General features: G+C 73.2%; 20 protein-coding genes and 1 tRNA gene. 8 read left to right on the top strand and 13 right to left on the bottom strand.

What is annotated here, in order from left to right; translation table 11 throughout:
• Window positions 1–17 precede the first annotated feature (17 nt).
• A complete protein-coding gene (locus ACZ6C6_RS10795) occupies window positions 18–953 on the bottom strand; it encodes an AurF N-oxygenase family protein (RefSeq protein WP_469201293.1) in 936 nt (311 codons plus the stop codon).
• 177 nt (window positions 954–1,130) lie between these two features.
• On the opposite strand from ACZ6C6_RS10795, the gene ACZ6C6_RS10790 reads away from it, so the two are divergent.
• Both ACZ6C6_RS10790 and ACZ6C6_RS10785 read left to right on the top strand, forming a co-directional pair.
• The gene (locus ACZ6C6_RS10790; protein ID WP_469201291.1) at window positions 1,131–2,249 is read left to right on the top strand and encodes a ferritin-like domain-containing protein; all 1,119 of its coding nucleotides are present in this window, start codon (window positions 1,131–1,133) and stop codon (window positions 2,247–2,249) included.
• An 83-nt stretch (window positions 2,250–2,332) separates the two neighbouring features.
• Window positions 2,333–3,214, top strand: a complete 882-nt coding sequence (locus tag ACZ6C6_RS10785; protein ID WP_469201289.1) for a hypothetical protein — start codon at window positions 2,333–2,335, stop codon at window positions 3,212–3,214.
• A gap of 16 nt (window positions 3,215–3,230) precedes the next feature.
• On the opposite strand, the gene ACZ6C6_RS10780 is transcribed toward ACZ6C6_RS10785, so the two are convergent.
• The 9 genes from ACZ6C6_RS10780 to ligD all read right to left on the bottom strand — a co-directional run bounded on the left by ACZ6C6_RS10780 (window position 3,231) and on the right by ligD (window position 13,267).
• Window positions 3,231–3,536, bottom strand: a complete 306-nt coding sequence (locus ACZ6C6_RS10780; RefSeq protein ID WP_469201287.1) for an SCO0607 family lipoprotein — start codon at window positions 3,534–3,536, stop codon at window positions 3,231–3,233.
• Between the two features lie 77 nt (window positions 3,537–3,613).
• Window positions 3,614–4,711 (bottom strand): amidase, encoded by a 1,098-nt coding sequence (locus tag ACZ6C6_RS10775; protein ID WP_469201285.1) that lies wholly within the window; start codon window positions 4,709–4,711, stop codon window positions 3,614–3,616.
• 4 nt (window positions 4,712–4,715) lie between these two features.
• Window positions 4,716–6,173, bottom strand: coding sequence for a penicillin-binding transpeptidase domain-containing protein (locus ACZ6C6_RS10770; RefSeq protein ID WP_469201283.1), 1,458 nt, complete (start codon window positions 6,171–6,173; stop codon window positions 4,716–4,718).
• Window positions 6,170–7,585, bottom strand: a complete 1,416-nt coding sequence (locus ACZ6C6_RS10765; RefSeq protein WP_469201281.1) for an FtsW/RodA/SpoVE family cell cycle protein — start codon at window positions 7,583–7,585, stop codon at window positions 6,170–6,172. Before ACZ6C6_RS10765 ends, ACZ6C6_RS10770 begins: the two co-directional genes overlap by 4 nt.
• A gap of 59 nt (window positions 7,586–7,644) precedes the next feature.
• Window positions 7,645–8,940 carry an ATP-binding protein gene (locus ACZ6C6_RS10760; RefSeq protein WP_469201279.1) on the bottom strand — a complete coding sequence of 432 codons (1,296 nt, stop codon included), beginning with the start codon at window positions 8,938–8,940 and terminating at the stop codon, window positions 7,645–7,647.
• Window positions 8,937–9,665, bottom strand: a complete 729-nt coding sequence (locus ACZ6C6_RS10755; RefSeq protein ID WP_469201277.1) for a hypothetical protein — start codon at window positions 9,663–9,665, stop codon at window positions 8,937–8,939. The genes ACZ6C6_RS10760 and ACZ6C6_RS10755 overlap by 4 nt, the downstream gene beginning before the upstream one ends.
• Before the next feature lie 124 nt (window positions 9,666–9,789).
• A complete protein-coding gene (locus ACZ6C6_RS10750) occupies window positions 9,790–10,125 on the bottom strand; it encodes a zinc ribbon domain-containing protein (RefSeq protein ID WP_383306612.1) in 336 nt (111 codons plus the stop codon).
• Window positions 10,122–12,236, bottom strand: a complete 2,115-nt coding sequence (locus ACZ6C6_RS10745; protein WP_469201274.1) for a PBS lyase — start codon at window positions 12,234–12,236, stop codon at window positions 10,122–10,124. The genes ACZ6C6_RS10750 and ACZ6C6_RS10745 overlap by 4 nt, the downstream gene beginning before the upstream one ends.
• Before the next feature lie 137 nt (window positions 12,237–12,373).
• The gene (ligD, locus tag ACZ6C6_RS10740; protein ID WP_469201273.1) at window positions 12,374–13,267 is read right to left on the bottom strand and encodes a non-homologous end-joining DNA ligase; all 894 of its coding nucleotides are present in this window, start codon (window positions 13,265–13,267) and stop codon (window positions 12,374–12,376) included.
• Between the two features lie 61 nt (window positions 13,268–13,328).
• Here ligD and ku point away from each other — a divergent pair, with 61 nt between their 5' ends.
• The gene (gene ku / locus ACZ6C6_RS10735; RefSeq protein ID WP_469201271.1) at window positions 13,329–14,360 is read left to right on the top strand and encodes a non-homologous end joining protein Ku; all 1,032 of its coding nucleotides are present in this window, start codon (window positions 13,329–13,331) and stop codon (window positions 14,358–14,360) included.
• A 72-nt stretch (window positions 14,361–14,432) separates the two neighbouring features.
• Here ku and ACZ6C6_RS10730 read toward each other — a convergent pair whose 3' ends face one another.
• Entirely contained in the window at window positions 14,433–16,343 is a 1,911-nt protein-coding gene (locus ACZ6C6_RS10730; RefSeq protein ID WP_469201268.1) for a S53 family peptidase, read from the bottom strand.
• A 410-nt stretch (window positions 16,344–16,753) separates the two neighbouring features.
• On the opposite strand from ACZ6C6_RS10730, the gene ACZ6C6_RS10725 reads away from it, so the two are divergent.
• The gene (locus ACZ6C6_RS10725; protein ID WP_469201266.1) at window positions 16,754–18,037 is read left to right on the top strand and encodes a serine hydroxymethyltransferase; all 1,284 of its coding nucleotides are present in this window, start codon (window positions 16,754–16,756) and stop codon (window positions 18,035–18,037) included.
• A 431-nt stretch (window positions 18,038–18,468) separates the two neighbouring features.
• On the opposite strand, the gene ACZ6C6_RS10720 is transcribed toward ACZ6C6_RS10725, so the two are convergent.
• Window positions 18,469–18,723, bottom strand: coding sequence for a hypothetical protein (locus tag ACZ6C6_RS10720; RefSeq protein WP_469201264.1), 255 nt, complete (start codon window positions 18,721–18,723; stop codon window positions 18,469–18,471).
• A gap of 118 nt (window positions 18,724–18,841) precedes the next feature.
• Window positions 18,842–18,913, bottom strand: a tRNA-Arg gene (locus tag ACZ6C6_RS10715).
• Between the two features lie 216 nt (window positions 18,914–19,129).
• On the opposite strand from ACZ6C6_RS10715, the gene ACZ6C6_RS10710 reads away from it, so the two are divergent.
• From ACZ6C6_RS10710 to ACZ6C6_RS10695, 4 genes are all read left to right on the top strand, one after another.
• Window positions 19,130–19,543: a response regulator gene (locus ACZ6C6_RS10710; RefSeq protein WP_469201262.1), complete on the top strand. Its 414-nt coding sequence runs from the start codon at window positions 19,130–19,132 to the stop codon at window positions 19,541–19,543.
• 55 nt (window positions 19,544–19,598) lie between these two features.
• Window positions 19,599–20,690, top strand: a complete 1,092-nt coding sequence (gene nrtL, locus ACZ6C6_RS10705; protein ID WP_469201260.1) for an ArgS-related anticodon-binding protein NrtL — start codon at window positions 19,599–19,601, stop codon at window positions 20,688–20,690.
• 25 nt (window positions 20,691–20,715) lie between these two features.
• Window positions 20,716–22,107: a diaminopimelate decarboxylase gene (gene lysA, locus ACZ6C6_RS10700; protein WP_469201258.1), complete on the top strand. Its 1,392-nt coding sequence runs from the start codon at window positions 20,716–20,718 to the stop codon at window positions 22,105–22,107.
• 125 nt (window positions 22,108–22,232) lie between these two features.
• The gene (locus ACZ6C6_RS10695; protein WP_469201256.1) at window positions 22,233–23,543 is read left to right on the top strand and encodes a homoserine dehydrogenase; all 1,311 of its coding nucleotides are present in this window, start codon (window positions 22,233–22,235) and stop codon (window positions 23,541–23,543) included.
• The last annotated feature ends 1 nt before the right edge of the window (window position 23,544 follow it).

Here is a 23,544-nt window from a genome sequence, read left to right as displayed (position 1 = left end):
CCTAAGGGGGAGCGCCGTCACGCCAGCAGGCCCGAGCTCTTCCAGAGCCTGCGCCCCACCCCGTTCAGGACGCCGATGTCCTCGAAGAAGTCGGTCAGCCGCTTGGCGCCCGTCTGCATGACCTCCGTGCGGTGCCCGCTGGCCTTCACCTGGGCGACCGCCTCGTGGCGGTTCAGCCCGACGTTCTCGTACACCTGCGGGTTGATGAAGCAGACGGAGAAGACGCGGGCCGCCTGGCCGCAGCTGACGCGGGCCAGTTCGCGTTCCCAGCGGGGTGCGGTCACCATCTGGCGGCGCAGCTCCTCGCGGGCGTAGCGGACGTGGCGTGCCTCCTCGATGACGTGGATGCGGGTCACGCCGCGCACCAGGGGCTGGACGCGCTCGTCGGGGAAGGTCAGCCGCTGCATCCAGTCGAGGATCTCCTCGCCGAGGAGCGTCCCGGCGAACGAACCGGGCGTCGTGGACACGCTTTTGAGGACGCGCGCCATGTTGTGGTAGCGGCGCGGCACGGTGTACGTGGGCCCGTCGCCCCAGGTGATCATGCGGCCGAACATCATCGAGTGCCGGCACTCGTCGGCGATCTCGGTGAGCGCGTAGCGGACGTGGTTGCTGGTCGGGGGCTTGTCGTAGACGTGCCGTACGAGCAGCTGCATGAGGATGATCTCGAACCAGATGCCGAGCGAGGCGAGGGAGGCGGCCTCGTGCCGGGCCAGTTCCTGCCGCTGGTCGTGGGACATCCGCCGCCAGAGGGGGGTGTCGTAGAGCGAGACCAGCTCGGGCGGCCAGAACCACTTGCCGTCCTCCGGCGGCGCGTCCCAGTCGAGTTCCCTGTCGGGGTCGAAGGAGTGCTTGGCGGACGCCTCAAGGAGCCGTTCGGCGATCTGCTCGCGGCCGCGCAGCGGGCCGAGTGCGTCGCGGAGCGTCTGCAGGTCGCTTTCGGTCACGGTCGTCATCGCGGAGGCACCTCACCCATGGGTTACCGACGGTCACCCATTATGAGACTGCTTGTCAGCAAGCCCGTCAATCCCTTGTGCCCGACTTGTTGACCGCGCGTCTACCAACGTGTGAACCTGCCAACTGAGCGGGGAGCCCGCCGACTTCCCGGCATTCGCGAGGCGAAGGAGCCGTCCGTGTCGACCCACGACCTCTACACCACCGCCCCCGAGGAACCGCTGTGGACCGTGCCCGCCACCGGCGCCGCCCGCTTCAGCTGGGACTACGACGACGGCCGCGAGCGCCTTCTCGCCCTCTACCAGAAGGGCAAGGACAAGCAGTGGGACGGCAACAAGCGCATCGACTGGAGCCTGGAGGTCGACCCCGCCGACCCGCTCGGCACCCCCGACGAGGGCCTGCCCCTGTACGGCACCCCGCACTGGGGGCGGATGACCGGGAAGGACCGGGGCGAGCTGCGCAAGCACTACACCTCCTGGCAGTTCAGCCAGTTCCTGCACGGGGAGCAGGGCGCGATGATCTGCGCCGCCCGCATCGTGGAGGCCGTACCCGACCTGGACGCCAAGTTCTACTCCGCGACCCAGGCGATGGACGAGGCCCGGCACGCGGAGATATACGGCCGGTTCCTGCACGAGAAGATCGGGATGCTCTACCCGGTCAACAACAGCCTTCAGGGCCTGCTCGGCGACACCCTGCGCGACTCCCGCTGGGACATGCCCTACCTCGGGATGCAGGTCCTCATCGAGGGTCTGGCGCTGGCCGCGTTCGGCATGATCCGGGACACCACCACCAAGCCGCTGCCCAAGCAGATACTCGCCTACGTCATGCAGGACGAGGCCCGCCACGTGGCCTTCGGGCGGATGGCGCTGCGCGACTACTACAAGCAGCTCAGCGACGCGGAACGGCGCGAGCGCGAGGAGTTCGTCATCGAGGGCTGCTACCTGATGCGCGACCGGCTCAGCGGCGTCGAGGTCCTGGAGAACTTCGGCATCGGCAAACAGGAGGCGAAGGCGCTCTCCGAGCACTCCGAATTCCTCCAGCTCTTCCGCAAGCTGCTGTTCAGCCGCATCGTCCCGTGCGTCAAGGACATCGGCCTGTGGGGCGAACGGCTCCAGAAGGCGTACGTCGACATGGGCGTCCTCGAACTCGGCGACTCCAGCCTCGACCTGCTCATGGCCCAGGACGAGGAGATCGCCGAACAGCTCGACAAGGACCGCTTCGAGGCGGAGGAGCGGGCGAGGGTGGCGGAGGTGGCCGAGGCGATCGCGCAGGGCGGGACGGACGGTGCGGAAGCCTGACGACGGCCGCACGGCGGTGAGCGGCACGGCCCGGCCGGGCGCCCCCCGGAAGCCGGGCGGGCGCATGCCGTAGCTTGTGCGGCATGAGCATGCCCCCGCCGCCGCAGGACCCTTACGGTGCACCCCAGGGCCCCTACGGCCCGCCACCTCCGCCGAATCCGTACGCCCAGCAGCAGCCGTGGGGCGCCCCGCAGGGGTCCGCGCCCCAGCCGTGGGGTGCTCCGCCCGGCGGGCCCGGGTTCCCGCCCGCCCGGCGGACCCGGCCCGGGGTGATGGCGGCGGTCGTCGCCGGGGCCCTCCTGGTGGCGGGCGGCATCGTCTTCGGCGTCGCCCAGCTGGGGGACGAGGCCGACGACAAGCTGCCGGTGTCCAGCGGTTCCGACGGGCCCAGCGGGTCGGGCGGATCGGGCGGTTCCGACGGGTCCGACGGGTTCCCGGCCGCCGAGTACAAGCTGACCGTGCCGAAGACGCTGCTGGACGGCGACTACACCCTCCAGGAGGACACCTCGGCGACGGACGGCAAGGACATCGAGGACACGTACGACCCGACCGTCCGCGACCCCAAGGCCGTGGTCACGCAGTACGCCTCGAAGGACGGCGGGACGCTGATCGTCTCCGGGATGTGGGGCCGCATCAACAAGCCCGAGTTCTCCCGCGACACGATCCTCAAGGGCGCCGCCGAGGCCGAGGGGATGACCGTGGCCGTGCCCCCGCGGGAGTTCACGCCCGCCGGCTACGGGATCACCGTCGCCTGCGAGGTCGTCCGGTCCGAGGACGGGGGCGTCACCAGCACGCTGCCCATGTGCGCCTGGGGCGACGACAACACCGCCTCCTTCGTCGCCGTCGTCACCGAGGAGACCGCGCTCCAGGACCCCGCCAAGGTCGACCTCGCCGAGGCGGCACGTCAGGCGGCCCAGGTCCGCAAGGAGATGCGCAAGCCGATCGGCGCGGGAGCGGCCGGCTGACCGTCCGCCCCGGCCGTCACTCCGAGACCTCGATGATGTTCCCGTCCTTGTCGAGGCTGTGCTCGTTCCAGTACGTCCACCACTTGTCGTCCACGTGCTTCGGCACCTTGCCCTCGGGATAACGGGCGTACCCCTTGGGCGGCTCCTCGCCGTCCTTCACGCACGCGCTGCCCGTACTGCCGATGTACAGCACCGGGTACTCGCCGCCGGAGCAGACGGCGTCCGCCGTCGAGCAGGCGGACGTGAGCAGCGCGAACACCGCGCCGCAGGCGGCGAGGGCGGCGGTGGTCCGCAGCGGGCGGGGGCGACTGGTCGTACGCATCGTGGCACTCCTTCAGGGGGTGGCTCTCGGGGTCCAGCCTGCCGCCCCGGCCGCCGTGCCGCCCTGAGTACACGTACTCATCCACGAGGTCCGCGTACGTGTGCGAACGGCCTACCCGGCCCCGGCAGCGCCCGCTCCACCGCCCCCGCGGCGCCCAGCAGCTCCGCGTCCCGCCCCCGGGCGGCGACCAGTTGGAGCCCCACCGGGCAGCCGTCCCCGGTGAATCCGGCCGGCACGCTCGCCGCCGGATGCCCGCTCAGGTTGAACGCCCAGGTCAGCGCCGTCGAGAAGGTGTCGCCCGGACCTTCGTGGCCGTGCGGGCGGTTGGGCGTGACCGGAGTCAGGAGCAGGGGCGTCCGGGCGAAGAAGGCGTCCAGGCGGCGGTCGTTCTCCGCGCGCACCTCCGCCTCCGGCGGGCGTACGTCCCCGCGCCGCACCGCGAACCAGGCCGACGCCGGGTCCAGCAGATCGCAGCCGCCCCCGTCGAGCCGCACGACCCCGGCCGCCTCCAGCCGCCGCACCGCGCCCCGCACCACCGCCGCCACCTCCGGCTCGGTGTCCGCGAAGCCCAGGTCCGGGCTGAAGGCGGCGGACAGCGGCAGCGGGGGAGCGGCCGGGGCGTAGTCGTCCAGGACACAGCGCAGATACGTCTCCGCCTCCGCCGCCGAGGCCGCCAGCACCCCGGCCGACGCGAGCCCGGACCGGTCCGGTGAGGGCAGCAGGCCGTTCGTCGTCTTCAGGCCGAACACCCCGCACCAGGCGGCCGGGATGCGCACCGACCCCGCCCCGTCGCTGCCCGTCGCCAGCGGCACCAGGCCCGCCGCGACCGCCGCCGCCGAGCCCGCCGAGGAGCCGCCCGGAGTCCGGTCCGGGCGCCAGGGGTTGACCGTACGGCCGTGCCTGCCGAGGCCCCACGTCTGCCAGTACGTCCCCGGACCGGGCACGGAGGTCGAGCCGACCGGGACGCCGCCCGCCGCGATCAGCCGGTGCGCCGCGTACGAGCGGAGGCCGGCGGGGCCCTTCACCGCGAAGGGGAGCCCGGCCAGCGGCAGCCGGGACGCGGCGGGGAGCCGGGCGAGCGCGTCCTCGGGCCAGACGTCGAGGAAGGCGCGGAGCCCCGGGTCCTCGCGGGCGATCGCGGCCAGCACCGCGCTCAAGTCCCGGTATGCCGTCATGCGCTCAGTCTTCCAGGGCCGCCTCCATCACCGCACGGGCGATCGGGGCCGCGCTGCCGCCGCCGCTGATGTCCGCGCGGTCGGCCTCGGCGTCCTCCACGACCACGGCGACCGCGACCGCCGGGCGGGGCGCGCCGTCGGCCTGCGCCCAGGAGATGAACCAGGCGTACGGCAGGTCCGAGTTGTCGACGCCGTGCTGGGCGGTGCCGGTCTTGCCGCCGACCGTCGCCCCGTCGATCGCCGCGTTCGACCCCGTACCGTCCTGGACGACGTCGATCATCATCTGCCGCAGCTGTGTCGCCGTCATGGGGTTCATCGCCCGGTGGTAGGAGCGCGACCCCGTGGTGCGTACCGTCGCCCCGTCGTGCTTGGTCGTCCGCTCCACGAGGTGCGGGTACATCAGCTCCCCGCCGTTGGCGACGGCCGCCGCGACCATCGCCATCTGGAGCGGGGTCGCGGTGGTGTCGAACTGGCCGATCGAGGACTGCGCCAGCTGGTCGTCGCTCATCTCCGTGTCGAAGTTGCTCTTCGCCACCCCGGACGGGATCTTCAGACCGGTGTCGTTGAAGCCGAACCGCTCGGCCGCCGCCACCATCCCGTCGAGCCCGACCTCCACCCCGAGGTGCGCCATGACGGTGTTGCAGGAGACCCGGATCGCGTCGGCGAGGGACGCCTTCTCGCAGCCGCGCGACTCGTTGGGCAGCACGGTCGACGTGCCCGGCAGGACGTACGGGGACGGGGTGTCGGTCTCCGCGTCCGGATCGGTGACGACCTCCGCGTCCAGGGCGGCCGCCGCCGTGACGATCTTGAACGTGGAGCCCGGCGGATAGGTCTGCCGGATCGCGCGGTCGAGCATGGGCCGGCTCTCCGCCTCGTTCAGCTCCCGCCAGGCGTCCGTGACGGACGAGCCGGTGCCGGAGAGCCGCCCGGGGTCGTACGAAGGGGTCGAGACCAGGGCCAGGATGCGCCCCGTCGCCGGTTCGACGGCGGCCACCGCGCCCCGCCGGTTGCCCAGGCCCTCGTACGCGGCGCGCTGCATCGCGTCCCGGACCGTGGTCACGACGTCCCCGCCCGGCTGCTGGGTCCGGGTGACCTCGCCCCACAGGGGGAGCGGGGCGAGCAGCGGGTCGGTGCCGGCGAGGATCCCGTCCTCGGCGTTCTCGATGAGGGTGGTGCCGTACGTCTGCGAGGCGTAGCCGGTCACCGGCGCGTACAGCGGCCCGTAGCGGTAGGTCCGCTCGTACGCCAGCTGCTCGCCGGTGTCCTTCGAGCCGGTCACGGGCCGCCCGTCGACCAGGATGTTGCCGCGCGGCTGGTCGTAACGGGCGATGGTGTTGCGGCGGTTGGCCGGGTTGTCGTCCAGCGTGTCGGCCTCGAAGACCTGGACCCGGGCGGCGTTGGCCAGCAGCGCCACGAGCAGCAGCAGACAGAACGCGGCGGCGTGCCGGATGTAGCGGATCACCGCTCGTCCTCCGCACCGTGAGGCTTCTCCGTACCGGGGAGCTCCGCCGGGACCGACGCCACGACTCCCGTCTCCACCTCGTCCGGTGCCGGTCTGCGGGCGAGATCGCTCACCCGGATCAGCAGCGCCACGATGATCCAGTTGGTGACCACGGACGAACCGCCCTGCGCCAGGAACGGCATCGCCATCCCGGTCAGCGGGATCAGCCCCATCACCCCGCCCGCGATCACGAAGACCTGGAGCGCCAGGATCGAGGCGAGGCCGATCGAGAGCAGCCGCCCGAACGCGTCGCGCAGCGAGAGCCCCGCCCGGAATCCGCGCGCCACCAGCAGCGCGTACAGCAGGAAGAGCGCGGTCAGCCCCGCGTATCCCAGCTCCTCGCCCGCCGTCGCCAGGATGAAGTCGGACTTGGCGGCGAACCCGATGAGCACGGAGTGGCCGAGGCCCAGCCCCGTACCGAGCATCCCGCCGGCCGCGAAGGCGAACAGCGACTGGGCCAGCTGGCCGGGCCCGCGTCCTGCGTCGATCGAGGCGAACGGGTCGAGCCAGTCCTGCACCCTGCTGTGCACATGCGGTTCGAACGAGCCGACGACGAACGCGCCGACCGCCGCGAGCAGCAGCCCGACCGCGATCCAGCCCCGGCGCCCGGTCGCCACGTACAGCAGGATCACGAACAGGCCGAAGAAGAGCAGCGAGGTGCCCAGATCGCGTTCCAGGACCAGGACGCCGACGCTGAGCAGCCAGATCGCCACGATCGGGCCGAGCACCCGCCCGGTGGGCAGCTGGAACCTCCAGACCTTGCGGCCGGTGTACGCGAGCGCGTTGCTGTTCGCCGCGAGGTAGGCGGCGAAGAACACCGCGAGCAGGATCTTGGCGAACTCGCCGGGCTGGAAGGAGAAGCCGCCGACCCGGATCCAGATCTTCGCCCCGTTCACGGCCGGGAAGAAGATCGGCACGATCATCAGGACCAGCGCGGCGGCCACCGACACGTACGCGTAGCGCTGGAGGATGCGGTGGTCGCGCAGGAACACCACGACCGCGATGAAGAACGCGACGCCGATCGTGGACCAGATCAGCTGGGTCGTCGCCGCCCGGTCGCCCGGGGTCTCCAGGTCCAGCCGGTAGATCAGCACCAGGCCGATCCCGTTGAGCAGGACGGCGATGGGCAGCAGCAGCGGATCGGCGTACGGGGCGCGGAGCCGTACCGCGAGATGCGCGAGCAGCGCCAGCAGCCCGAGCCCGCCGCCGTATCCCGCGACATCGGGCGGGACCGCGTCGTCGTGGGCGAGCCCGACCGCGGCGTAGCCGTAGACGGAGATGAGGACGGCCCCGATGAGGAGCGAGAGTTCCACGCCGCGCCGCCTGGGCAGGCGCAGCTCGGGCGGGGGTGCGTCCGCCGTCGATGCGGTCATGCCCCGCAACGTAGCAAGACGCGGGTGTTATGTCGGTTATGTCGCGGCGCGCACGGGTCCTAGGAGTCTTCGCTCTCCGGCCGTACGTACCGGGGCAGCGTCAGCCGGGCCACCGCCCCGCCGTCCGGAGCGTTGCCGAACGTGAGTGCCGCGCCCATCACCTCGGCCTGGCCGGCCGCGATGGTCAGCCCGAGGCCGTGCCCCTTGCCGCCGCCCTCGGTGCGGAAGCGCTGCGGGCCGCCCGCCGTCAGGTATTCCGGGTACCCGTCGCCGTGGTCCCGCACGGTCACCACGGGTCCGTCGACGGTCAGCACCACGGGGGGCCTGCCGTGCCGGTGGGCATTGCCGATCAGGTTGCCCAGGACGCGTTCCAGGCGCCGCCTGTCCGTCTCGACCCGCACCGGCTCACCGGTGACCTCGACCCGGGTGTCCGTGCCCTGCGCGGCGCGGGCGGCCAGCGGGGCGAGCTCGTGGACGGCCAGGTCGACGTGTTCGGTGCGGGCGTCCAGCCGGGAGATCTCCAGCAGGTCCTCGGTCAGGGCGCGCAGGGCCCGGGCCCGGTCCTGCACCAGCTCCGACGGGCGGCCCGGCGGCAGCAGCTCGGCGGCGGCCGACAGACCGGTGAGCGGGGTCCGCAGCTCGTGCGCCACGTCCGCCGTGAACCGCTGCTCCGCCTGGAGCTTGCGCTGGAGCGCCGACGCCATGGTGTCGAGCGCCCCGGCGACGACGGCGACCTCGTCCTGCCGCCGCGACGGGTCCGCCGTGCGCGGGTCGTTGACGCGGGCGTCCAGGTCGCCCGCCCCGATGCGCCGGGCCACCCGCGCCGTCTGGTGCAGCCGCCGGGTGACCCGGGTGACCGCGAACGCGCCGACCAGCAGCGTGGCGCCGATCGCCAGCACCGAGGAGCCGAAGATCGCCCCGTCCAGGCCGTTGATGGTGCGGGCGCTCTGGCCGTAGTCGGTCCAGGCGGCCAGCGCGTGCCCGCCGTCCGCCGGGGCCGCCGCCCACATCACCGGCCGCCCGGTGAGCCGGCCGACCATCGTCCCGCGCCGCCCGCCCGCCGCCAGTGCCCGCAACGGCCCGGGCAGCTCCGGCGGATCGACCCCGGAGCGCGGCGGCAGCGCCTCGCCCGCCTCGTACGCGCGCGACACCGCCGTCAGCCGGGCGAGGGACTTCTCGCGGGAGTGCCCGACGGTCTGGCGGGTGACCGCGGTGTGCACCAGGACGCCGAGGAGCGCGGCGAGCACGCAGCACATCACGGTGATGAACACCGCGGCCTTCCAGGTAAGCGTCGCCGTCCAGGCCGGGAGGCGCGGCCGGGAACGCCGCCGCGGGGCCCGCGTCCGACGGCTCACCTGCGCTCCGCCGAAAGGGAGGCCGTGGGCCGGGGCGTGCGCGGGGCGGAGGGGCGCGGCACCGGCGTGCGCCGCCCGCCGTCCCGGGTGCGCAGGATCTCGTCCTGCGTCGGCAGCATCGCGCGCTGCCGCCCGTCCCAGGACCAGGCCGTGCGGTATTCGTAGCCCGTGATCGCCGACGGCGCCCGCATGATCAGGTCGCGCCCGGCCAGCTGGACGCTGATGACCGCGTCCGAGGTGGACATGATCCGGGTCAGCCCGCCGGACTCCGGCATGTAGACCCGTACGGACAGCTGGCGGCCGGGCAAGCGGACCGCGAGGACCATCTCGTCCCGGCCGTCGCCCGTGAGATCCCGGAAGTACGGCGGCAGCACCGGGCAGGTCCGGGGCGCCGACCGGCAGGCCCGCACCAGCTCCACCGTACGGGCCGGCAGCTCGCCGCCCTCCCCGGCCCGCTCGGGCGGCACCTCCAGGCCCGCCCGCACCACCGCGACCGGGTCGAGCCGGCGCACATCGCCGCCGGTGACCCGGATGCCGGGGATGCGTGCGGTCTCGCCCTCACCGTAGTCGTAGGGGGCGGCGGACGCCGGGGGGAGCGTCGGCCACAGCCGCACCGGGCCGTGCGCGGGCGGCGCCGGCCCGGCGCTCCGCAGCTCTCCGCCGGTGCCGCAGCCGGCCAGCAGCACGGCGCCCAGGGGCAGCAGGGCGGGCAGCCGCAGACGCATGACTTCCTCCGTTCCCGGCGGGCAGGCGGGCCGACCCCGCCGACCCTATGCGGAAGGAAGTCTCTTATGTGTATTTAGTGCTGATGGCGCATCCGGTGCTGATGCGCGGTCAGGACGGCGCCGACTACTGCTGGTACGGGTTCTGCCCCTGCCCCGAAGGACCCGAGGCGCCCGGCGCGTAACCCTGCTGCGGCGCCTGGCCGAACGGGTTCCCGCCCTGCGAGGCCGCCTGCTGGGCCAGCAGCTGCTCGGCCTGCTCCTTCGGTATCCGCTGCTCGCCGCCGCAGAACGTGCACTGCGTGGCGTACGACGTCGAGATCGGGAACAGCGGCACGAAGAACAGCGTGAACTTCGTGACCCGCTTGCGCAGCGTGTGCGCGGCCGGATTCCCGCACCAGCCGCAGACCAGTGTGAGGATCGCCAGCTGGTACAGATAACCCCGCGTGCCGAAAATGATCATGTCGGTTCCTTCCCCGTGTTCCCCGGGAGCGCCCGGCGGCAGAGCGCCAGCAGCTTTTCGTCGGTGTACGTGTCGTGGCTGCCGTAGGCGCCTTCCGGCGCGTTGTGACGGCGTACGGAAGTGAGCTCGGCGAGCAGCACACGTGCCGCGTCCGACCCTGCACCAGCGGGCCCCGTCCGCGCCAGGCATTCCGCCACCCGGACCCGGACCCGGCGGTTCTGCTCCCAGGCGGCCAGCAGTACCGGGACGGACTCCTCGGCACGACCGGAAACCTCCCACAGAGCGATCGCCGCGTCCACCCGCAGCCCCACGTTCGCGTCGTACAGCAGCTCCCGCAGCCGGGGCGCGGTCGCCGCCGCCCGCCCCCCGAGCCGCCGCACCGCGTCCGCCGCCGCCCGTCGCGCGTCCACGTCCCAGGCGGCCAGCCCAGCGGTCAGCGCGGGCAGCACCGCGTCGGCGTCCCCCTCCACCGCCCACAGCGCCCCGGCCGCCTCCGCCGCCTCCACCGTGCCGGTCCGCCGCACCAGGGCCCGCAGCTCCGGTACGGCGCAGAGCGAGGCGGGTCCGAAGGCGGCGAGCGCCCGTAAAGCCGCCGTACGCAGCCGCTCGCCCCCGGGCTCCTGGGCCCGGCGCAGCACCCCCAGCACCTCCGGGGCCGCCGCGCCCGCCCGGAGTGCGGTGAGGGCGCTCAGCAGCGGGCCGACCCGGTCGAACGCGCACTCGCCGAGCACCGCCTCGCCCAGCCGCCGCTGCAACGCGCCGGTCAGCGGCCGGGCCGCCTCGCCCAGGCGGGCGATCCCGGTCCCCACCTCGGGCGGCACCAGGGGATGGCCGAGAGCCGCCGTCAGCGCGGGCAGGGCGCGCGGGTCGCCCAGCCGGGCCAGGGCCGTCGCCGCACTGTCCAGCCGGGGCCGCCCGTCCGGACAGGTCCGCACCCAGGCCCCGGGGTCCGCCGCGACCCGCGCCGCCAGCGCGTCCGCCGCCGGGGCGGCCAGCCCGAAGAGCCCCTCCAGCAGGTGTGCGGCCGCCTCGGCGAGCCTCGGCTCGGGCGCGGCCAGCTGCTCGCCCACCACCCGCACCAGCTCCTCGTACGAACCCCGCCAGCCGCCGATCAGCCGGTCGCTCATGCGGACGGCGTCGGCGCGCTGCCAGGGGTCGGGGCTGCGCAGCTGGCCGGCCAGGAGCGCGGCCCGCTCGGCGACCCGGTCGTCGAGCCCGGCGTGCAGCGTGCGCAGCAGATCCGCGGTCCAGGGCGCGGCACGCCCCGCCGTCTCCTCGGCGGACAGCGCCCGCACCTGCCCCCGCAGCGACACCGGGAACGCCTCGGCTCCCGGCCCAGGCGGCTCGACGGGGCGCGCCCGGGGACCGTTCGGGCCGGCGGACGAGGTGCGCAGCTGCCCCAGCAGGCCCGTCACCACGGGCACCACGTCGCCCGGCAGCGAGCGCGGGGCGCAGCGCGCCAGCTGGGCCAGGGCCGCGAGCCGCAGTCCCGGCGGGCCGGGGTCGCCCGCGAGCCGGCCGAGCCAGTCGGCGACCGGACCCACCAGCGGCCGGTGGCGCAGGGCGAGCCGCCCCGCCGCCTCGACCAGCGCGAGCCGCACCTCCTCGTCCCGCTCCGCCGCCAGCCGCGCCCGCAGCAGGGCCAGCACCCTGGCCGGGTCGTCGTGCAGGGCGGCCAGCGCGAGCGGGGCGCTCAGCCGCACACCGGGGTCCTCGTCGGCCAGCAGCGCGAAGAAGACCCCGGCACCGGCGGTGACGGCCGCCGCGGCCATCGCGTAGTTGGCGGCGCCCTCCGCCTCGTCCTCGCCGATCTCCTCCTCGTCGTCCGAGCCGAGGTCGATGCCGCCGATGCTGGTCAGTAACTCGACTATGTCGCCCCGGTCCGGCACCCAGGGATCGGCGACCAGCTCGAAGAGGAAGGGGATGCAGGCCAGCGTGCACGGATAGACCTCGCCCTGGTGGTGCACCGCCCCGTACATCCCGTCCAGCGCCCGTTCCCGCTCCCCGGGATCGGGGGATGCCAGCCCCCGCAGCAGCGCCGGCACGTCGTCCGCCGGTCCGTAGGCATGTCTCATCGAGGCCCAGTCGACCTCTTCGATCCCCGCGAACACGCCATCGCCTCCCCGCCGACGTCACACACGCAGTGTCTGCGCAGAGTGTGCACCACGGCTCGGGCGATCCGGTCATGTCCGGCGAGGTTTTGCCCTGTGACATGACAAGGTTCGCGTGCGTGGGGTATGCGCGGCGGCTACGCGTGCGGAAGCGGCCGTCCCTCCTCCGGTTCGCAGAGCGGGGCCAGCAGATCGCCGTGCCGGTCGAGGCGTGCCGCCATGGCGTCCGCCAGGAACACCAGATCGCCGGGGGAGCGGCAGCCCTCGATCTCCGCCCAGGTCACCGGAGCCGAGACGGCCGGTTCGGCGCGGGCGCGCAGGGTGTAAGGCGTGGCTGTCGTCTTCGCGGCGGCGTTCTGGCTGAAGTCGACGAAGACCTTGCCCGGCCGCAGCGCCTTGCGCATCCGGTGCACCACCAGGTCCGGGAGCTCCTTCTCCGCGCGCACGGCCAGCCCCTTCGCGTACGCCGACACCGCCGCCGAGTCCGTGGGGACGATCGGGACCAGCAGGTGCAGGCCCTTGGCGCCCGAGGTCTTCCCGTAGGCCGTGAGACCGTCCTCGGCCAGTCGCTCCCGCAGCCACAGCGCGACCCGGCAGCACTCGACCACCGTGGCGGGCGGCCCCGGGTCCAGGTCGAGGACCAGCCGGTCGGCCACCGCGGGGGTGTCGGCCCGCCACTGCGGGGTGTGGAACTCCACCACCAGGTTGGCGGCCCACATCAGCGAGGCGAGGTCCCCCAGGACCACCTGTTCGGACGGCTCGCTCTCGCGGTGCGGGACCGGGGCCCGGCGTACCCAGGACGGAGTACCCGGCGGCGGGTTCTTGGTGAAGAACAGCTGGCCCTCCGGCCCGTCCGGATAGCGCAGGAAGGACACCGGCCGGTCCCGCAGGTGAGCGAGCAGCACCCCGGACGCCGTGGCCGCGTAGTAGTGCAGCACCTCGCCCTTCGTGGTGCCGGTGGCCGGATACAGCACCTTGTCCAGATTGCTCAGGGACAGCCGTCGCCCCTCCACCTCGGTGATCGGCGTCATACGATAAGAATCACACGCATAACGCATCTTTCTCCGTAAATGCGGATTCAAGGGGTGAATCGTGAGGTCCATCTGGAACGGCGCCATCTCCTTCGGGCTGGTCAGCATCCCGATCAAGCTGGTCAACGCCACCGAGAACCACTCGATCTCGTTCCGGCAGATCCACGTCGAGGACGGCGGGCGCATCCGCTACCGCAAGGTGTGCGAGCTGGACGGGGAGGAGGTGACGTCCGCCGAGATCGGCAAGGCGTACGAGGACGCCGACGGCACCATGATCCCGATCACCGACGAGGACCTGAGCCATCTGCCGCTGCCCACCGCGAAGACCATCGAGATCGTGGCCTTCGTCCCGGCCGACGCGATCGACCCGCTCCAGATGGACGCGGCCTACTACCTCTCGGCCAACGGCGTCCCGGCGGCGAAGCCGTACACCCTGCTGCGCGAGGCCCTGAAGCGGAGCCGGAAGGTGGCCCTCGCCAAATACGCGCTGCGCGGGCGCGAGCGGCTCGGCATGCTCCGGGTCGTGGACGACGTGATCGCCATGCACGGGCTGCTCTGGCCGGACGAGATCCGGGCCCCCGAGGGCGTCGCCCCGGAGTCCGACGTGACCGTGCGCGATGCGGAGCTGGACCTCGCGGACGCCCTGATGGACACCCTCGGCGAGGTCGACATGGACTCGCTGCACGACGACTACCGGGAGGCGGTCGAGGAGCTGATCGCCGCGAAGGCGTCGGGCGAGGCGCCGGAGCCGGCCGACAAGGGCGCGAAGGGGGGCGGCAAGGTCATCGACCTGCTCGCGGCCCTGGAGAGCAGCGTCAAGGCGGCGAAGGAGGCCCGGGGCGAGGAGGGGGAGGACTCCGTCGCGGACGTCACGTCCCTGGCGGACCGCAAGTCGTCGGGCGGCGCCGCCAAGAAGTCCGCCTCCTCGCCCAAGTCCACCGGCGGCAAGAAGTCCACGGCGAGCGGCAAGGGCAAGCCGGCGGCCAGGAAGACGGCCGCCAAGAGCACCGCGAAGAAGACGGCGGCCAAGAAGACGGCGGCGAAGAAGACGGGCTCCAAGAGCACGACGTCCCGCAAACGCGCCTCGGCCTGACGCCGGTGCGAAACGACGCGGGGCCGGCCACCGTGATCGGTGGCCGGCCCCGCTCGTCCCAGCGCCGGGCGGTCAGCGCCGGCGGTAGGAGCTCACATACCCGGCGGCCGGGGTGCCGACGCCCGTCACGTCGTCGTAGCCGCGCACGGCCGACAGCGAGGCGTCCTTGCCCAGGCTGCGCACGGTGGTCCGCAGACCGTCCGCGGCGTCGTAGCCGTTGACGTAGTCCACCCGGACGACCGCCAGGTCACGGTGTGCGCCCAGCGGGTGGTCGGTCACGTCGTGGTACGCCTTGGAGCCGTACCGGGCGTAGATCGCCGGGTTGGCGAAGCCGATCGGCTGCCCGTGCCGGGCCTGCTGCGCCAGGGCCTGGACGCCCGCGATGACCGGGGCCGCCAGCGAGGTGCCGCCGATGCGGTACTCGTCGTAGCCGAGCGAACCGTCGGGCAGGGTCTGGGTCTGCCCGACCAGGAAGCCGGTGTTCGGGTCCGCGACGGCGGCGATGTCCGGGGCCGTGCGCATCCGGGTCTTCCCGTTCGCCCGCGCCATCGCGTCGGGCACGATCCCGCGCTGGTAGAACGGCTGCTCCACCGTGGAGCTGGTGCCGCCGCCCGCGCCCGAGGTGTACGCGCCGGGGAACCCTTCCCAGCTGCGGCCGTCCGCCGCCAGCGGGGCGTTGAGCGTGCCCCAGCCGGTTTCCCAGAGGTACTTGTCGTGCTCGCCGACCGCGAGCGCGGTGCCGCCGACCGAGGTCACCCAGGCCGAGTCGGACGGGACGTCGATCTGCTTGGTGCCGGTCGAGTCGACGTTGTCGCCCGCGTCGCCGGAGGAGAAGTAGAAGCCGATGCCCTCGACCGCGCCCATCTTGAACACCTGGTCGTAGGCGAGCGCCAGGTCCGGGGTCTGGTTGGCCTCCACGTCGCCCCAGGAGTTGGAGACGATGTCCGCGAGGTGGTGGTCGACCACCTTGTTCAGCGAGTCCAGCAGGTCGTTGTCGTAGCAGGAGGCGCCGCCCACGTAGACGATGCCGGCGGCGGGCGCGACCGCGTGCACGGCCTCGACGTCGAGGGTCTCCTCGCCGTACCAGCCGGACGCTCCGCACTCCTCGGTCTTCGTGTACCCGTCGGGCAGCACCTGGCTCAACTGGCCGCGCTTGTAGGGCGCGTCACCGTTGCGCTTCGCGTACTCGGCGGCGTCCTCCGCGATGGTCGGCGAGGCGTAGGCGTCGGTGATCGCGACGGTCACACCCTTGCCGGTGTAGCCCCCGGCCCCGTACGCGGCACGCAGCTGCTTTCCGGTGTAGCCCTTGACCGCGTACGGCGCCTTCGAGCCGTACGCGTCCGGCAGCGAGGAAGCCGTCTTCGACCCGAAGTACGTGGAGAGCGGGCCGGAATTGCGGAACACGGCGTCCGGCGGCGGCAGCACGTCGTCGTGGCGCGAGGTGTGCGGGGCGTTGTCCAGGCCGGACACGGCGAGCACGGCGTCACCCAGCTCGGCGGGGACCGAGGCGGTGGCGGACGGTGCCCGGTAAGTGCGTCCGCCCTTCCGGTAGTTGCGCAGCTGGGTGGAGAACGCCTTCTCGACCGCGGCGACGTCGCCGGTGGCTGAGACGTAGTGCTCGTTCGCCCCGGTGACCGTCAGCCCGCCGGCCTCCAGCCACTGGCCGACCCGGTCGATCTGCGCCTGGGTGGCCCCGAACCGGGCCCGCGCCTGCGCGGGGCTCAGGAACTTCCCGTACGAGGAGGAGTCCGGATCCGACACGGCGGCGGCGTAGGCGGCGAGGCCCTTCGCGTCCCGGCCCGCGAGGTGCACCCGGACGGCCACCTTCGTGGAGTCGGAAGCGGCCCCCCGGTCGGCCGAGGCGGTCGCCCAGGCCGGTTTGGTGCCCTGCAACGCGTTCCGGGCCCCGTGCGCGGAATCGGCACTGGCGTCGGGCATCCCGAGGGCGAGCGCCCCGGCGAGCAGCGGCAGTGTCACTGCCATGCTCAGCCCGGCGCGTCGTCCGGCGCGGCTGAATATCAAAACAACAACCCCCTGCGATATGGGTCTCGCGTACGGAGCATGTGCCGAATGAAGTGCACATGTAATGCGCCACTCTGGCGAGGAACGATTCATGCAGGGGGCATGCATTGACCAAGACTCGGCCAAGCACGCCCGGCCGGAGGCCGGTTCACCCGGAATCACCGGGTAGATGATCATTGCGCCCCTGTCCCGGCCGCCCGGTAAGGTACGGAGGGCCGCGACTGGCGCGCACCTCCTGGCGGGGTGCTCAGTGGAATCGACCACGAGGGAGCGGCACACCCCGGGCGCGCCCGGGGGCGTCATGCCGGAGAGCCGTCCGCCTGGGCATCCGGGTCCACGCCGCAGCCATGCGACCGACCCGGGAGGAACCCGTGACCGCGTCCGTACCCGCACAGCCCCGCCACCCCGCCCTGGCGACGACCGACCCTGAACTCGCCGCCCTCGTGGCCGCCGAGGAGCAGCTCCAGGCGGACACCCTGCGCCTGATCCCCAGCGAGAACTACGTCTCCGCCGCAGTACTGGAAGCGTCCGGCACCGTGCTCCAGAACAAGTACTCCGAGGGCTACCCCGGCAAGCGGTACTACGAGGGCCAGCAGATCATCGACCAGGTCGAGACCCTGACCGCCGAGCGCGCCCGGGCCCTCTTCGGCATGGACCACGCCAACGTCCAGCCGTACTCCGGCTCACCGGCCAACCTCGCCGTCTACCTGGCCTTCCTCAAGCCCGGCGACACCGTGCTCGGCATGGCCCTGCCCATGGGCGGCCACCTCACGCACGGCTGGGGCGTCTCCGCCACCGGCACCTGGTTCAACGGCGTCCAGTACGGCGTGCGCCGCGACACCGGCCGCGTCGACCTGGACGAGGTCCGCGACCTGGCCCTGGCCGAGCGGCCCAAGCTGATCTTCTGCGGCGGCACCGCCGTGCCCCGCGAGATCGACTTCGCGGGCTTCGCGGAGATCGCCCGCGAGGTCGGCGCGGTCCTGGTCGCGGACATCGCCCACATCGCGGGCCTGATCGCGGGCGGCGCCCACCCCTCGCCCGCGCCGCACGTGGACGTCGTCTCCACCACCACCCACAAGACCCTGCGCGGCCCGCGCGGCGCGATGCTCCTCAGCCGCGCCGAGCACGCCCGCGCGCTGGACCGCGCCGTCTTCCCCGGCCTCCAGGGCGGCCCGCACAACCAGACCACGGCGGCCATCGGCGTAGCCCTGAAGGAGGCGGCCACCCCGGACTTCCGCGCCTACGCCCACGCGGTGGTGGCCAACGCCCGTTGCCTGGGCGAGGAGTTGGCGGCCCGCGGCTTCGACCTGGTCTCCGGCGGCACCGACAACCACCTGCTCCTGATCGACCTCACGACCAAGGACCTCCCCGGCAAGACGGCGGCCAAAGCCCTGGACCGGGCAGGCATCGTCGCCAACTACAACGCGGTCCCCTACGACCCCCGCAAGCCCTTCGACCCGTCCGGCATCCGCCTCGGCACGCCCGCGCTGACGTCCCGGGGCATCCCCGCCACGGAGATGGCCACGATCGCGGGGTGGATCGACCGCGTGGTCACGGCTGCCCGGGCGGGCGACGAGTCCGTGATCACGGGGGTCCGCGCCGAGGTGAAGGAACTGATGGACGCGTACCCGGCACCGGGCCTGCCGGTCGCCTGAGCCACCGCACACGACTGTGCCCCGCACCGGCCGGTGCGGGGCACAGCCGTGTGGCTCAGCCCTGGACGGCGTACGCGACGAACTCGCCCCAAGCGGCGGGCCAGAGGGCGAGCGCCGGGGCCATGGCCGGACCGGGGACCGCGTACCACCTACTTTTCGTGCGCGTACGCGCACACTGCGTCCGCGTTGCAGGGCTGACGCGACCGGACACCGCTGACGCCCCGGCCCGGGTCCCCGGGCTACGGGACCTGATGCGGACCCGCTGACCGCGTACGCCCCACCGCAGTACGTGGCCTGCTCCTGGTGTCGACGCCAGCCGCCCGCCGGGAGGTGCCGGACCGCGTCCGGGTGGACAGGACGGTCGCGGCGGAGCTGGAACTGGCCCCGGACGCACGAGGGCGGGGACGTCCCTGCCGCCGGTCCGCGTGGCCTCAGACGGTGGCGATCAAAGCCGCGACCGCGAACAGCGCCGCCGCCGTGCCGGCCAGTGCGCTGAGCACGCCGATGCAGCGGAAGAGCGCAGCGGGCCAGGCGAAACGCGACGTGGCGGACCTTCCCGCGGTGAGCGCCCACAGCGCGATGGCCTCTTCGCGGTGTCGCGCCATCTCGGTGGCGTTCAGGGCCATCCGCACCCCGAAGGCCGTGAAGACGAGCGCGAGGAGCAACCCCACGACGATGAAGAACATGTTCCCCCCAGGACACACGCGCGACGGACGGCGCGGCTCGGCCGCATCGTACATACGCGAAGACCCCGACCTCAGTGTTTCCACTGACGGCGGGGTCTTTTCGGCACTTCCTGCGAAGTGCCCCCGGCAGGATTCGAACCTGCGCACCCGGCTCCGGAGGCCGATGCTCTATCCCCTGAGCTACGGGGGCGTATCGCTGTGCTGCTCTGCGACGGGTGAAACACTACCAGCTCCGACGGGGTGCCCGTGAACAGGTATTCCGCGTCATCGCGTGAGGGTGCGCGCCCCCTCGCACACACATCTGGCCATCCTCGCGGTGCCTCCTCCGGGGGCGGAAGTGGGCAAAACCCGGACGCAGCCCCTCCGGTGCGCCTACTCTCGAAGGGTGTCTGGGGCATGCGGCCGCGTGCTTGTTGTCGACGACAACAAGGTCATCCGGCAGTTGATCAGGGTCAACCTTGAGCTGGAGGGCTTCGAGGTCGTGACCGCGGGCGATGGTGTCGAGTGTCTGGATCTCGTGCACCAGGTCCGACCCGACGTGATCACGCTCGATGTGGTCATGCCCCGGCTCGACGGCCTCCAGACCGCCACCCGGCTGCGGTCCGACCCGCGCACCGGGCACGTGCCGCTCGCGATCGTCAGTGCCTGCACGCCGTACGAGGTGGACCACGGGGTCGCCGCCGGAGTGGACGCGTTCCTCGCCAAGCCGTTCGAGCCGGGCGAGCTGGTGACGCTGGTGCGCCGGCTCGTGGAGCGCGGCCGGGCGGTCGCGCCGGTCAGCGGGCCGGGGGCCGGGCGGGCGGAGAGCGCCGCCGGCTGACCGCATGGCGAAACCGGTTCGCGAAGGGCCCCCCTTCCTCCCATACGCTTGTCCCGTGACCCCCGTCGATCTCTCCACGACCGTGCTGCACGCCGTGCGCCGCGCGGTCCGCGAGGACGCCCTGCGCGCGCCCGTGCCCGCGCGCGTGCGGGTGGAGAGGACCCGGCCCGGCGGGCGCGGCGACTACGCCAGCGCCGTCGCGCTCCAGCTCGCGGGACCCGCCGGCCTCCGCGCCCGCGAGGTCGCCGAGATCCTGCGCGACCGGCTCGCCGGAGCCCCCGGAGTCGCCGGGGTCGAGATCACCGGACCCGGCTTCCTCAACTTCACGCTCGACGCCGCCACCGGCGCCGCCGCCCACCGCGACCTCGTCCACCGGGTGCGGGAGCAGGGGCGGCGGTACGGGTACGGGGACTCCCTCGCCGGACAGCGGGTGCGGCTCGTCCACGCCCGCGAGGTCCGGGCCGCCGTCACCGCCGACGCCGCCCGCCGCCTCCTGATCGCGCAGGGCGCCGGCGTACGCCTCGCCTGCGAGGGGGAGCCGGACCCGGACTGGACGCGGCTCGGGGTGAGCGCGGAGGCGTACGAGACGCCCGCGGAGGACCCCGGTGTCCCGGCCGAAGCCCCGATACGCCCCGTCCCCGCCGGGGACACCGCCGCCGCCCTGCTGACCCGGCTCGGCCCCGACGCCGCCCGCTGGGGCCTGCTCCGCGCCGCCGGTCACGACCGCGCCGCCCTCGGGCCCGGGCTCATCGCGCAGACCGAGGCCAACGCCCTCTTCCGCGTCCGCTACGCACACGCCCGCGCCCGCGCCGTGCTCCGGGGCGCGGACCGGCTCGGCCTCGCCGCCGCGGGGTCCGGCGAGGACATCGACACCACCGGGGCCGCCCCCCTGCTCACGCTGCTCGACGCGCACCCCGACGTCCTCGCGGCCGCCGCCCGGCACCGCGCCCCCGACCGGCTCGCCCGGCACCTCGAAGCGGTCGCCGCCGCCTTCTTCGACTTCCACGACGCCGCCCCACCGCTTCCCGTCGGGGACGAGAAACCCTCGGCCGCCCACCGCTCCCGGACGGCCCTCGCCGAAGCCGCCGGGACGGTGCTGGCCGGCGGCCTGTCCCTGCTCGGCGTCAGCGCGCCCGAACACCTCTGAGCACCCGAGAGAGCAGAGCCACACGATGAGCCGATCCGCACACCCCGCCGGACCCCGTCACGCCGACGTCATGTCCGAGGGCCACTACCTCGCCCCCGCCGACGACCTCAACGTCCTGGACGAGAAGGTGTGGTCCCGCACCGTCACCCGCGACGAGCACGGCGCCCTGACCGTCGGCGGACTCACGGTCTCCCGGCTCGCCGAGGAGTTCGGCACCCCCGCCTACTTCCTGGACGAGACCGACTTCCGGGCCCGCTGCCGCGCCTGGGCCGACGCCTTCGGGCCCGGCGCCGACGTCTTCTACGCAGGCAAGGCGTTCCTGTCCCGGGCCGTCGTGCGCTGGCTCAAGGAGGAGGGGCTCAACCTCGACGTCTGCTCGGGCGGCGAGCTGGCCACCGCGCTCGACGCCGGAATGCCCGCCGAGCGCATCGCCTTCCACGGCAACAACAAGACCGTCGAGGAGATCGAGCGCGCCGTCGCGGCGGGCGTCGGGCGGATCGTCCTCGACTCCTTCCAGGAGATCGTCCGCGTCGCCCACGTCGCACAGGGCCTCGGCAAGCGCCAGCGCGTCCAGATCCGGGTCACCGTCGGCGTCGAGGCGCACACCCACGAGTTCATCGCCACCGCCCACGAGGACCAGAAGTTCGGCATCGCGCTGGCCGGGGGACAGGCCGCCGAGGCCGTCCGCCGGGCGCTCACCCTGGACGGGCTCGAACTCGTCGGCATCCACTCCCACATCGGATCCCAGATCTTCGACATGGCCGGCTTCGAGGTCTCGGCCCGCCGCGTCGTGCAGCTGCTCGCCGAGGTGCGCGACGAGCACGGCGTCGAGCTGCCCGAGATCGACCTCGGCGGCGGCCTCGGCATCGCGTACACCTCCGAGGACGACCCGCGCGAACCGCACGAGATCGCCAAGTCGCTCGGCGACATCGTGACCCGCGAGTGCGAGGCCGCCGGGCTCGCCACCCCCCGCATCTCCGTCGAGCCCGGCCGCGCCATCGTCGGCCCGACCGCCTTCACGCTGTACGAGGTCGGCACGGTCAAGCCGCTGGAGGGCCTGCGCACCTACGTGAGCGTCGACGGCGGCATGTCGGACAACATCAGGACCGCGCTGTACGACGCCGAGTACAGCGTCGCGCTCGCCTCGCGGACCTCGGACGCCGAACCGATGCTCGTGCGGGTCGTCGGCAAGCACTGCGAGAGCGGCGACATCGTGGTCAAGGACGCCTTCCTGCCGGCCGACCTGGCCCCCGGCGACCTCATCGCCGTGCCCGCCACCGGCGCGTACTGCCGCTCCATGGCGAGCAACTACAACCACGCCCTGCGGCCCCCGGTCGTCGCCGTGCGGGACGGGGAGGCGCGGGTGATCGTCCGGCGCGAGACGGAGGAAGATCTCCTGCGTCTCGATGTCGGCTGATGCCGTATTTCCGGGGGCGTACCACGCTGTCCCCGTAAACATCTCAGGATCCGGACGGGTGGCGGGAACACCCGTCCGGTGAGTGAGACTGGTCCGTACTACAGGTGTAAAGGAAACGAGGTCGGATGATGCGTACGCGTCCGCTGAAGGTGGCGCTGCTGGGCTGTGGTGTGGTCGGCTCAGAGGTGGCGCGCATCATGACGACGCACGCCGACGACCTCGCCGCGCGCATCGGCGCACCGGTGGAGCTCGCCGGTGTCGCCGTCCGCCGGCCTTCCAAGGTGCGCGAGGGCATCGACCCCGCCCTGATCACCACGGACGCGACCGCCCTCGCCAAACGCGGCGACCTCGACGTCGTCATCGAGGTCATCGGCGGCATCGAGCCCGCCCGCACGCTGATCAGGACCGCCTTCGAGCACGGCGCGAGCGTGGTCTCCGCCAACAAGGCCCTGCTCGCCGAGGACGGCGCGGCCCTGCACGCCGCCGCCGAGCAGTACGGCCGGGACCTCTACTACGAGGCCGCCGTGGCCGGCGCCATCCCGCTCGTACGGCCGCTGCGCGAGTCCCTGGCCGGCGACAAGGTCAACCGGGTGCTCGGCATCGTCAACGGCACCACCAACTTCATCCTCGACAAGATGGACACCAGCGGCGCCGGATACTCGGAGGCGCTGGACGAGGCCACCGCCCTCGGTTACGCGGAGGCCGACCCCACCGCCGACGTGGAGGGCTTCGACGCCGCCGCGAAGGCCGCGATCCTCGCCGGGATCGCCTTCCACACCCGGGTCCGCATCGGCGACGTGCACCGCGAGGGCATCACCGAGGTCACCGCCGCCGACATCGCGTCCGCCCGCCGCATGGGCTGCACCGTCAAGCTCCTCGCCATCTGCGAGCGCGCCGCCGACGGCGCCTCCGTGACGGCCCGCGTGCACCCCGCGATGATCCCGCTCAGCCACCCGCTCGCCTCCGTGCGCGAGGCGTACAACGCGGTCTTCGTGGAGGCCGAGGCGGCCGGGCAGCTGATGTTCTACGGGCCCGGCGCGGGCGGCGCGCCCACCGCGTCCGCGGTCCTCGGCGACCTCGTGGCCGTCTGCCGCAACAAGCTCAACAAGGCCCCCGGGCCGGGCGAGTCCGCGTACACGCGCCTGCCGGTGAGCCCCATGGGCGACGTCGTCACGCGCTACCACATCAGCCTCGACGTGGCCGACAAGCCGGGCGTGCTCGCCCAGGTCGCGACGGTCTTCGCCGACCAGGGCGTATCCATCGATACGGTCCGCCAGCAGAGCCGGCCGGACAGTCAGGAAACCGACGGCGAGGCATCGCTCGTCGTCGTCACCCACCGCGCGCCCGACGCCGCCCTCTCGGGGACCGTCGAGGCGCTGCGCAAGCTCGACACCGTGCGCGGTGTCGCCAGCATCATGCGTGTTGAAGGGGAGTAAG

It is taken from the genome of Streptomyces sp. NPDC041814 (assembly GCF_055590565.1).
This window is presented reverse-complemented; position numbering and strand designations above follow the sequence as displayed.